Genomic DNA, 10,658 nt, shown 5'->3' with positions numbered 1-10,658 from the left:
ACGTGGGGTCAGTTCCCCAGGAAGGACGGCTCGCCATGAAGGTCCGCAGCTCGATCCGCTCGCTCGCCCGCCAGCCGGGTGCTCAGGTCATCCGCCGGGGGACGAAGGTGGTCGTGATCAACAAGGACAACCCGCGCCTGAAGGCTCGTCAGGGCTGACTCGGCGCTGCTGCGCGGCGGAAGCGCATCACCCCGTCGTCGACGCGGTTGAAGCGCATGTCCGCGAAGTCCAGCAGGTAGTTCTGGCGCATCATCCAGGGCCGCCGCTCGCCCTGCTTCGGCAGGCCGGGGGCGGCCCTTTTGATGTACCCCGAGGCCAGGTCGACGATCGGGCGAGGCCGGCCCGCCGTCGACGCCGAAGCCGCGTCCGGCAGGCAGAACGCGTACCCGTGGCGGTCGAGGTGCGCGAGCAGGCGGCACACGTACTGCGACGTCAGGTCCGCCCGCAACGTCCACGAGTTGTTCGTGTAACCCACGCACCACGCCAGGTTCGGGACGCCGCCGAACATCATGCCCTTGTACGCGCGCTGCTCCCCCGGCTCGATCGCCCGGCCGTCGACGGTCAGCTCGATCCCGCCGAACGCGACCAGCCGCAGCCCGGTCGCCGTCACGATGACGTCCGCTTCGAGGGAGCGCCCGGAGGACAAGAGCACCCCGGACGGCGTGAACCGCTCGATCCGGTCCGTCACGATGTCCGCTTTGCCCGACCGCAATGCCCGGAACAGGTCCGCGTCCGGGACCAGGCACAGCCGCTGGTCCCAGGGGTGGTAGTCCGGCACGAAGTGCGGGTCGACCGGGATCGACGCCGGCAACTGCGCCGCCACGCGCTTGCGCAGCGCCAGCGACGCCTTCTCCGGCAGCCGCCGCATGAGCTGGAAGAACACCGTCCCCATGACGACGTTCTTGCCCCGAACCAGCCGGTGCGCGAGCCTCTCCGGCAGGTGCGCGCGGATCCGGTCGGCGAGCGCGTCGCGCCCCGGCCGCGCCACGATGTAGGACGGCGAGCGCTGCAGCATCGTCACGCTGGCCGCCGCCCCCGCCATCGCCGGGACGAGCGTCACGGCCGTCGCGCCGCTGCCGATCACCACGACGCGTTTGCCTGCATAGTCCAAGCCCGACGGCCAGTGCTGCGGGTGCACGATCTCGCCCGCGAACTCCGCGCGGCCCGGGAAGTCGACGACGTGCCCGGATTCGTAGGAGTAGTAACCACTGCACAGGTACAGGAAGCGGCAGGTGAACGTCGCGCCGTGTGCCGTCGAGACCGTCCACAGCGCGTCCGGCGACGACCACGACGCCCGCACCACGCGGTGGCCGAAGCGGATCCGGCCGGCCACACCGTGCGCGGCCGCCGTCTCGCGGATGTAGGCCAGGATCGACGGCCCGTCGGCGATCGCCTTCGGGTCCTTCCACGGGCGGAACGGGTAGCCGAGGGTGAACATGTCCGAATCGGACCGGACGCCCGGATAGCGGAAGAGGTCCCAGGTGCCGCCGATCGTGTCGCGCGCCTCGAGCACGGCGTACTTCTTGCCCGGCAGCCGTTCCTGGAGCCGGCAGGCCGCGCCGACGCCGGACAGGCCGGCGCCCACGATCAGGACGTCCACGTGCTCGGCGGTGGTCATGACCGCCAGCGTACCGAGCTGGGGACCCCGCCGGGCCGGGTCGGGGCACCGGCCCGGCGGGGAAGCACCGCTACAACCGCACGACCTTCGTCGCGCCGAAGGTGCCCTTGAGCGGCACCACCACGGGCTTGCCGTGCACCGTCACCGTCACGCTGTCCTGCGTCTGCGTCGGGTCCGAAACGGCCAGCTGACGCCATCCGAGGGCGACCGACGCGGGCCCGGACACGCGCACGTCCCCGACCGAACCGGCCGCGAAGAAGTTCGCCAGCAGGGTGTCCGCGGTCTGGACGGCCTGGACCGTCGCGGTGTTGGCCCGCACCCGCCACGCCCAGGACGCGGTGAGCGTCCCGACCACCGAAGCACCCGGCAGCACCGCGTACGCGTAGGTCGCGTCGACCGGCTTCACGCCGTGCTCCAGCACCAGTTTCTGGTACCGGCGGGTGTTCGGCGTCGTCGTGCCCTTGGTGTTGGCGCCGGTGTCGATGTCGCGCCACGCGCCGGTCCGGTCCTCGCGCAGGGCCGTCACCGACGCGTCGTCCAGGAGCACGTACCCGCCGACGTTCTCCAAGTGCGCCCAGTGCGGCCGCAGCGCGGCGGCTTTCCCGAGATCGGCCGGCACACGGCGGCCGTCCACGAGCAGCGTGCCCCGGCCGCCTTCGCCCAGGTTGCGGTTTTCGATCGTGGTGCGCACGTTCGACGCCGACGTGCCGGTGATCCCGGCGCCGAGGCAGACGATTCCGTTCGGCGTGAAGAACCACGACTTCTTGGCGACCAGAGAGCCGTCCCAGGACTTGAAGTCCAGCGCGAAGGCGCCGTGCCTGTCGTCCCAGCGGACGCCACCCGTGTGGGTGTTGGGGCCGACCGGGACGCCGCCGAACTTCGGGTCGGGCGGGCCGTCGTTCTCGGTCGTGCCCGGCAGGAGCAGCGGGTCGACCGTCGGCCAGTAGGCGTCGGTGTAGTGGCCCTTGGCGTTCGGCAGGAACGTGTAGAGCACGCCGTCGCCGACGTAGTAGCCCTTGAGGTTCTGGCCGTTGATGGACTCGTAGCGCGAGATCCGCGTCGAGCTGACGCCCAGGGACGCCGACCAGTCGTCGGTGACGTGCAGCATCCGGTCCTGCTGGCCGAAGACGCGGTGCGTCGCGACGACCCGGGCCGGGCGCGCCCCCGAGGCGAGCATGTCCTGTGCGAACTCGATGCCCGGCGTCGCCACCAGGTCCGGGCCGGGCGCGAACCGTTCGGGGTCCGGGATTTCGAGGAACGGCGCGTAGGTGCCTTCTTTGAGCCACTTGGCGGCGAGGGCGTTCAGGTCGGTCTTCGTCTTGCCCGACGCCGTGCGGGCCAGGACGAGGGTCGCGACGGTGAGCTGGTGGCCGATGTCGTGGCCGGTCTCCCCCTGGCGCGACAACATCCGGCCGCGCACCGGCTCCATCAGCGCGCCCGCGTAGACGAACGGCGCGAAGCTGTCCGCGACCAGCGCGTAGATCTTGTCCTTCAGCGGTTGCGGAAGTGCGTACTCGGTGCCCGCGGTGACGTGGATGGCGCCGGCCAGGGCGGTGAGCAGGACGATGCCGTAGTGGCCGGGGTACGGGATGGTGTCGTGCTGGATGAACGAGCCGTCGACGTGGAAGCCGTCGCCCGCCGCGCGGTCCAGCTTCGCGACGACGCTCGCCGCGCCCCCGCCCGCGACGTCGGTGAGCGCGTCGATGCCGGTCCTGATCCACGCGGTGTCGCCGATCAGCGCGCCGGCGACGATGGAGATCAGGGCCTTGTCGGCGCGGTTGGCGCCGGTCTCGACGAGCGAGGTGTTGTTCGCGCGGACGTTCGGGTTGCCGACGAACCGCTTGATCGGGCTGACGTACCGGGCCAGCTGCTCGGCGCTCAGCTGGTCGGCGACGACCGACAGCGTGTGCAGCACGTAGTACGGGACGCCGATCTCGTAGGTGTACCAGTTGCCGATCTCGCCGACGTTTTCGTTGTACTGGCTCGCGTGGACCAGCTCGAGCGCCGCCTTGATCCGGTCGAGCACCACCGGGTCGCCGGACAGCGCACCGCCCGGCGTGCCCCAGTCGACGGCGATCGCGCGCAGCCGCGCGTACATCGACGTCGTGTAGTCGCTGCCCGGGCCGAGCGGCAGATCCGTCCACAGTGGAGCACCACTGCCGGCGACGGACATGCTCGCGTTGTACGCCTTGGCGACCCGGCCGAGGTTGGCGAGCGCTTGGGTGCGCTCGGGCGACGGCCGGTTGATGCCGGTCTGCAACTGCCGGTAGGCGGCGACGATCGGCGCGGTCGCCACCGGCACCCCGCTCGCGGCGGCGGGCACCGCAGGGGTGGCCGCCGAAGCGAACACCGGACGGGTGAGGAACACGGTGGAGGCGGCCGCCAGGGCGCCGCCGCGCAGGGCGTTTCTCCGGTTCACGGGCATGGCAATGCCTCCCAGGAAGACATCCTCGGCTTACGGGGAACGGGATTCAGTTGTGCGGCGGCGGATTCGGCGCTCGGCGCCGAAAACTGTCGGTGCCGAGCGATAGGCTGGAAACGGGGGCGCCCCCGCGGGCTTGCGTGGCTCCGGCGCAGTGACTCCGGACTCGGTGACTCCGGACTCGGTTGCGCCGGGTTCAGCGGCGCCGAAACCTGTCGGTGCCCCACGGTAGAGTGGAAACCGGGGGGCGCCCCCGCGGGGGTCGGGCAATCAGCGGGTGCCGTCGGTGCGGCGGGGCAGCTGCCAGGGGTTGGCCTCCTGCAGGGGTTCGGGCAGCAGCGCGTCCGGGAAGCCCTGCCACGCGATCGGGCGCAGGAAGCGCTCGATCGCCGCGGTGCCGACGGACGTCGTGGTCGGGGCGGTCGTGGCCGGGTACGGGCCGCCGTGTTCCTGGGCCCAGCTCACCGTGACGCCGGTGGGCCAGTCGTTCCACAGCAGCCGCCCGGCGATGCGGCCCAGGGCCGGCAGCACCGGCCGGATCCAGTCCACATCGGACTCCTCGCCGTGGATCGTGGCGGTGAGCCCCGGTTCGATGACGTCGAGCAGGCGCAGCAGCTCGGCCTGGTCGGCGTAGGTGACGATCAGCGACGCCGGGCCGAAGCACTCTTCGTGCACGGTGTCGCCGCCTTCGAGGAACTGCTTGCCGGTCGTGGCCAGCAGGGTCGGCGTGAACGCGGGCGACGAAGACTCCGACGAAGACACCACCTCGACGCCGGGGACCTCCTTCAGCGAAGAAAGCTTGTCGGCGTACCCGGCGGCGATGCGGTCGTTCAGCATCGGCTGCGCCGCGGCACCGGCCAACGCGTCCTGCAAGGCCGAAGTCAGGTTGTGGTCCTCGGGCAGGAACAGCAGGCCCGGCTTGGTGCAGAACTGCCCGGCGCCGAGCGTGAACGAACCTGCATACCCCTTCGCGACGGCCTCCCCGCGCGCCGCGATGGCGGCCTCGGTGACGACGACCGGGTTGACGCTGCCCAGCTCGCCGTAGAACGGGATCGGCCGCGGCCGGGCGTTCGCGATGTCGAACAGCGCGCGCCCGCCCGGGATCGACCCGGTGAACGACGCCGCCGCGATCCGCGGATCCTTCAGCGCGGTGACGCCTTCCTCCTGGCCGAAGATCACGTCGAAGATGCCCTCGGGCGCGCCCGCGCCGACCAGGGCCGCGCGCACGATCCGGCCGGTCAGCGCCGACAGCTCCGGGTGGCCCGGGTGGGCCTTGAGGATCACCGGGCAGCCCGCGGCCAGCGCGGACGCGGTGTCGCCGCCCGCGACGCTGAACGCGAACGGGAAGTTGCTGGCCGCGAACACCAGCACCGGGCCGATCGCGGTCTTGACGCGGCGGATGTCCGGACGCGGGCCCATCGGCCACTCCGGGTCGGCGTGGTCGACGGTGGCACCGAGGTACTCGCCGTCGGTGAGCACCTCGCCGAACAGGCGCAGCTGGAACGTCGTGCGCTTCAGCTCGCCCGCGAGCCGCGGCGACGCGGGCAGGTGGGTCTCGGCGTGGGCCAGCGGGACGAGCTCGTCCGCGGCGGCGTCGAGGGCGTCGGCCGCGGCGACGAGCCAGCGGGCGCGTTCGGCCGGGGTGGCCGCGGCGGCGGGACGGGCGGCCGCGGCGGCCCCCGCCAGGATCTTCTCGAGCGTGGCGGCGTCGGTGGCCTGGCTCATGGGTGGAACAGCTCCTCGGTTTCATGGGCGGCGGCGGTGGCCGTGGCCAGGTCGCTCCAGCGACCCGGCCCGGCCAGGCCGAGGTGGTACAGGTGCAGCTCGGCCGCGCCCGCCTTCGCCAGCTCGCCGACGTAGGCGGCGATGTCCGGCACCGGCGTGGCGGCGACCGCGGTGATGTAGCTGCCGATCGCCACGCGCTCGGGCAGGGCCTCCCGGGCCGCGGCGACGGCGTCCGCCCCGGTGGCGGGCGCCCAGCCGAACAGTACGACGGCGTCGGCGTCGTCCGCGGCGGACGGCGTCAGTCCCGGCAGCGCGCCGGTGACCCACGGGTCGAGCGCGCCGTGCAGCACGATCCGGACACCGGCGGGCAGCGACGCCAGCACCGCGGCCCGCAGCGCGTCGGTGGCCGCCTGCCGGGCCCGCAGCAGCATCTGGGTCAGCGACGGCGGCAGGTCGTCGGCCGTCACGCCCAGGTCGCCGGTCGCGACCAGCCGCCGGACCTCCTCGACGAGCTGGGCCCGGACGGTGTCCGCGTCGACGTCCCACGAAGCAGCGCAGGCGTCGCAGCAGCAGATCGACAGCAGCCGGACCACGGCAGGCGCCCAGACACCGTCGGTTTTCTCGTGCTGGTGCTGGTGCGCCACGCCGAGCGGCCCGCAGGCTTCGAGGATCACCGACGCCAGCTCGAGCCCGGCGACGGCCTCGGCCGTCAGCTTCGCCGCGTACTCGCGCACTGCGGGCTGTGACGGGCACAGCGCCCAGGGGTAGTTCTCGCCGAAGCAGTTGCGCACGGCGACGCCCGGGTGCTCGTAGCCGAGCTGGGAGTTGTGCGTCAGCACGATCCACGCGGCGGCCGGGATCCCGACGTCGTTGAGCAGCCGTACGGCGTCACCGCCGGAATCCTCCGGCGAGACCCAGTCCGGAGTGGACGGACGCAGCGTCCCCCACCCGTCGGGAACCGGGCGGTAGAACGCCGCATGCCGCGCGATCACCGCGGTCCCCGCGGCCGACCACGGCGTCGCCGCACGAGCGCTGTGGTACGACAGCGCGACGGCCACCTCGTCGACACCCAGATCCCGGGCGCGCGCGGCGAACCCGGACTCCAGGACGTCCCAGGGGTAGGCGTATCCGGTCACCTTCACCGGGTCACCACCTCGCCGTGTTCGGTTCGAACCCGTCGACGTACTGGCGCATGTAGGTCACGTCGTCCCGTTTGGTCAGTCCACATCGGACGTAGTTCTCGTGCAGCCGGGCCAGCGCGTCCTCGTCCAGCTTGACGCCCAGCCCCGGCGTCGTCGGCACCGCGACGGCGCCCTCGCGGAACTCCAGCACGCCCGGCTCGATGACGTCCTCGACCTTCCACGGCCAGTGCGTGTCGCAGGCGTAGGTGAGATGGGGCGTCGCCGCGGCGACCTGGACCATCGCCGCCAGGCTGATCCCGAGGTGGCTGTTGGAGTGCATCGACAGGCCGACGCCGAAGCTCTCGCACGTCGTCGACAACGACTGCGTCGCGCGCAGGCCGCCCCAGAAGTGGTGGTCCGACAGCAGGACACCGATGGCGCGCGCCCGGAAGCCGGGATCGATGTCGCCGAAGTTCACCACGCACATGTTGGTGGCCAACGGCATCGACGCCTCGGCAGCTACCTGCGCCATGCCTTCGATGCCCGGCGTCGGGTCTTCGAGGTACTCCAGGACACCGTCGAGCTCGTGGGCCACGCGGATGCCGGTCCGAGGAGTCCACGCGCCGTTCGGGTCGATCCGCAGCGGGTGGCCCGGGAACGCCTCGGCCAGCGCGCGGATCCCGTCGACCTCCTGGCCGGGCTCGAACACCCCGCCCTTCAGCTTGATCGAGCGGAAGCCGTACTCGTCGATCATCCGCTTCGCCGAGCTCACCAGGGTTTCCGGCGTGGTGATCTCGCCCCAGGTGTCCTCGCGGCCGTCGACGTGCTTGCCGTACTTGTAGAACAGGTACGCGGAGAACTCGACGGCGTCACGCGCCTTGCCGCCGAGCAGGTCGGTGATCGGCCGGCCGAGGTACTGGCCCTGCGCGTCCAGGCAGGCGACCTCGAACAGCGAATAGACGCTCGCCACGGTCTTGCGGATGGAGAACCCGCCGATCAGGCCGTGCGCGTCGGTCAGCACCGTGCCGGACAGGGCCTCGGCGACCAGCCGCTGCAGGCCGGGCAGGTCGAAGACGTCGTGGCCGCGCAGCTGCGGCAGCACCTTCCGCACCTCGCCGAGGAACGCACTGTCCCCATAGGACTCGCCGAGTCCGACGATGCCGTCCTCGCACTTCACCTGGACGACGCTGCGCAGCGCGAAGGGCTCGTGCACGCCCATGACGTTGAGCAGCGGCGGGTCGGCGAACGCGACCGGCGTCAGCACCACATCGAGGATCTTCATCAGCCCAGCGCCTTCAGCGTCACGAAGCCGTCCTCCACGATCTTCTCGAGCCGGCGGATCTGCTCCGGCGTCGGCTCGACCAGCGGCGGCCGGACCGGGCCGACCTTGTCGCCGCGCAGCCGGGCGGCGGCCTTCACCAGCGAGACGGCGAAGCCGGGCGTCTCGTCGCGCAGCGCCACCAGCGGCAGGTAGAAGCCGGTCAGCAGCGCGTCCATCACGCGGGTGTCGCCCTCGCCGAGCGCGCGGTGGAAGCGGTGCGCGATCTCCGGCGCGAAGCAGTGCACCGCCGAGGAGTAGCGGGCGACGCCGATCGACGCGTACGCCTTGGCCGAGACCTCGGCGGTCGGCAAGCCGTTGAAGAACAGGAAGTCCCGCGCGCGATCGGTGTCGAGCGAGCGGATCGTGGTGACGATCCGGGTCATCACCTCGACGTCGCCGTAGCCGTCCTTGAGTCCCACGACCGAGGGAATCTCGAGCAGCGCCGCCGCGGTCGGCGCGGTGTACACGCCGGTGCCGCGGTGGTAGACGATGACCGGCACGGACGAGTCGCCGACGGCGTACCGGGCGAAGTCGACCAGGCCCGACGGCGGCCCGGTGACCAGGTACGGCGGCAGCAGGAGTACGCCGTCGGCGCCCCCGGCCTGCGCCGCCGCGACGCCGGCCCGAGCCGACGCCGCGCCGCCGCCCGCGCCCACCCAGACCGGCACGCGGCCGGCGGCCACCTCCCGGGTCCGGGTGAGCACGGCGGCGTGCTCCTCGGGCGAGAGCGAGCTGAACTCGCCGGTGCCGCACGCGACGAACAGCGCACCGGCACCCGCCGCGATGTGGCTCTCCACGTTCTCCGCGAGCGCGTCGAGGTTGACCTCGAGGTCCTCGGTGAACGGGGTGAGGGGGAACGCCAGCAGGCCGTCCAGCTCGATCTCGTTCTGTGCCATCAGTTTCCGCTCTTTCGTCCTTGTTCGGTTCGGCCGGGTGTGGCCTGCCTCAGGCGGGCACGGTCGTGCCTTCCTTCATCCTGTCGACGTCGTCGTCGGTGTTCACGGTGTCGACGATCTCATCGGCGGCCGCGCTGCGCTCGGGCGCGATCAGCCCGAAGCCGACGTAAAGGGCGAGCGAAACCAGGATCGGCGTCGCGATGAGCACCGTTTGGTTCGCGTTGAAGACGTAGTAGCAGAGCGCGTAGGCGATCAGGCCGCCTGCCCAGGACACGAGCGCCGCGCGCGGGCCGCACTTGCGGAACCACGGCAGCATGCCGAGCAGCAGCGGGATGGAGATCGGGCCCATCAGCGCGGCGACCCAGTTGACGACGATCTGCAGCACACCGCCGAGGTTCTGCGCCTGCGTGGCCACGAGCATGGTCAGCGCGACGAACACGACGGTGGTGATCCGTGCGGCCTTCAGGCCCTGGACGTCGGTCCACTGCCGGGTGCGGCGGACCATCGCCGGGATCATGTCGCGGGTGATGACCGCGGAGATCGCGTTGGCGTCGGAGGACACCATCGCCATGGTGTGCGAGAAGATCCCGGCCAGCACCAGGCCGACCAGGCCCGGCGGCAGGAACGTCGTCGTCATGATCGCGTAGGACTGCGTCGGGTCCTTGATGCCGGGGATGAGCAGCGGCGCGGCGAACATCGGGAACATCAGCACCAGCGGCCACAAAAGGTACAGCGCCGACGAAAGCCGCGCGCCGCGCCGGGCCTCGCTCGTGCTCGGCGCGGCCATGTAGCGCTGCGCCAGGTTCCACATGCCTCCGTTGTACTCCAGCGTCTTCACCAGCACGTAGACCAGCAAGAAAATGGTGGTGTACTTGGACGTCACGGGGTCGACGTGGTTCTCGGGGAGCTTGTCCCACATCGTCCAGAGCGCGGAGATCCCGCCGAGCTTGCCGAGGACGACGACGATCATCACGATCGCGGCGACGGCCTGGATGACGAACTGGCCGAAGTCGGTGAGCGCGTCGGCCCACAGGCCGCCGATGGTGCAGTAGACGAGGGTGACCGCGCCGGTGATCAGGATGCCGAGGTTGTAGTCGAGCCCGGCGAAGACGTGCAGCAGCGTCGCGACGGCGAACCACTTGGCCGCGATGTCGAAGATCTTCAGCAGGCTGCCGCTCCAGGCGAGCGCCTGCTGCGTCGGCACGTTGTACCGCTTGGCGAGGTATTCGAGCGGCGAGGCGACGCCGAGCTTCGAGCGCAGCCGGTTCCAGCGCGCGGCGAACAGCCAGCTGCCGATGCCCACGCCGATGCCGATGCTGGCGAAGCCCCAGAAATACACGGTGATGCCCGAGGTGTACGCGACGCCCGCGTACGCGACGAAGAGCACGGCGCTGTAACCGGACATGTGGTGCGAGATGCCGGCCAGCCACCACGGCATCTTTCCGCCGGCCGTGAAGAAGTCCTTCACGTCGCTGACCCGTTTGTGCGACCACCAGCCGATCACGATCATCAGCGCGAAGTACGCGCAGACCATCGTCCAGTCGAGTGCGTGCAC

The 10,658-nt window shown here is 71.3% G+C and carries 8 protein-coding genes; 1 reads left to right on the top strand and 7 read right to left on the bottom strand.

The window, feature by feature from the left end; all coding sequences use genetic code 11:
- Nucleotides 1-35 precede the first annotated feature (35 nt).
- Nucleotides 36-158, top strand: a complete 123-nt coding sequence (locus tag ACYVLJ_RS22985) for a ribosomal protein bL36 (protein WP_460440233.1) — start codon at nt 36-38, stop codon at nt 156-158.
- Here the strand turns inward: ACYVLJ_RS22985 and ACYVLJ_RS22980 are convergent.
- The 7 genes from ACYVLJ_RS22980 to ACYVLJ_RS22950 all read right to left on the bottom strand — a co-directional run bounded on the left by ACYVLJ_RS22980 (nt 149) and on the right by ACYVLJ_RS22950 (nt 10,658).
- Nucleotides 149-1,618 carry a flavin-containing monooxygenase gene (locus ACYVLJ_RS22980; protein WP_460440232.1) on the bottom strand — a complete coding sequence of 490 codons (1,470 nt, stop codon included), beginning with the start codon at nt 1,616-1,618 and terminating at the stop codon, nt 149-151. The genes ACYVLJ_RS22985 and ACYVLJ_RS22980 overlap by 10 nt on opposite strands.
- 70 nt (nt 1,619-1,688) lie before the next feature.
- Nucleotides 1,689-4,043 carry a polysaccharide lyase 8 family protein gene (locus ACYVLJ_RS22975; RefSeq protein WP_460440231.1) on the bottom strand — a complete coding sequence of 785 codons (2,355 nt, stop codon included), beginning with the start codon at nt 4,041-4,043 and terminating at the stop codon, nt 1,689-1,691.
- A 267-nt stretch (nt 4,044-4,310) separates the two neighbouring features.
- Entirely contained in the window at nt 4,311-5,765 is a 1,455-nt protein-coding gene (locus ACYVLJ_RS22970; RefSeq protein WP_460440230.1) for an aldehyde dehydrogenase (NADP(+)), read from the bottom strand.
- Nucleotides 5,762-6,907 carry a hypothetical protein gene (locus ACYVLJ_RS22965; protein ID WP_460440229.1) on the bottom strand — a complete coding sequence of 382 codons (1,146 nt, stop codon included), beginning with the start codon at nt 6,905-6,907 and terminating at the stop codon, nt 5,762-5,764. The genes ACYVLJ_RS22970 and ACYVLJ_RS22965 overlap by 4 nt, the downstream gene beginning before the upstream one ends.
- Before the next feature lie 4 nt (nt 6,908-6,911).
- Nucleotides 6,912-8,168, bottom strand: a complete 1,257-nt coding sequence (locus ACYVLJ_RS22960) for a glucarate dehydratase family protein (protein WP_460440228.1) — start codon at nt 8,166-8,168, stop codon at nt 6,912-6,914.
- Nucleotides 8,168-9,103, bottom strand: coding sequence for a 5-dehydro-4-deoxyglucarate dehydratase (locus ACYVLJ_RS22955; RefSeq protein ID WP_451986942.1), 936 nt, complete (start codon nt 9,101-9,103; stop codon nt 8,168-8,170). The genes ACYVLJ_RS22960 and ACYVLJ_RS22955 overlap by 1 nt, the downstream gene beginning before the upstream one ends.
- Before the next feature lie 49 nt (nt 9,104-9,152).
- Nucleotides 9,153-10,658, bottom strand: coding sequence for a sodium:solute symporter family protein (locus tag ACYVLJ_RS22950; RefSeq protein ID WP_460440227.1), 1,506 nt, complete (start codon nt 10,656-10,658; stop codon nt 9,153-9,155).

It is taken from the genome of Amycolatopsis stemonae (assembly GCF_054781455.1).
Note: the sequence above shows the minus strand (reverse complement) of the source record. Positions and strands in the feature narration are given on the sequence as shown.

What these genes read in the sequence shown, in the direction of transcription:
- ACYVLJ_RS22985 (WP_460440233.1), top strand. Translation starts at nt 36, where the DNA reads ATGAAGGTCCGCAGCTCGATCCGCTCGCTCGCCCGCCAGCCGGGTGCT.
- ACYVLJ_RS22980 (WP_460440232.1), bottom strand. Translation starts at nt 1,618, where the DNA reads ATGACCACCGCCGAGCACGTGGACGTCCTGATCGTGGGCGCCGGCCTG.
- ACYVLJ_RS22975 (WP_460440231.1), bottom strand. Translation starts at nt 4,043, where the DNA reads ATGCCCGTGAACCGGAGAAACGCCCTGCGCGGCGGCGCCCTGGCGGCC.
- ACYVLJ_RS22970 (WP_460440230.1), bottom strand. Translation starts at nt 5,765, where the DNA reads ATGAGCCAGGCCACCGACGCCGCCACGCTCGAGAAGATCCTGGCGGGG.
- ACYVLJ_RS22960 (WP_460440228.1), bottom strand. Translation starts at nt 8,168, where the DNA reads ATGAAGATCCTCGATGTGGTGCTGACGCCGGTCGCGTTCGCCGACCCG.
- ACYVLJ_RS22955 (WP_451986942.1), bottom strand. Translation starts at nt 9,103, where the DNA reads ATGGCACAGAACGAGATCGAGCTGGACGGCCTGCTGGCGTTCCCCCTC.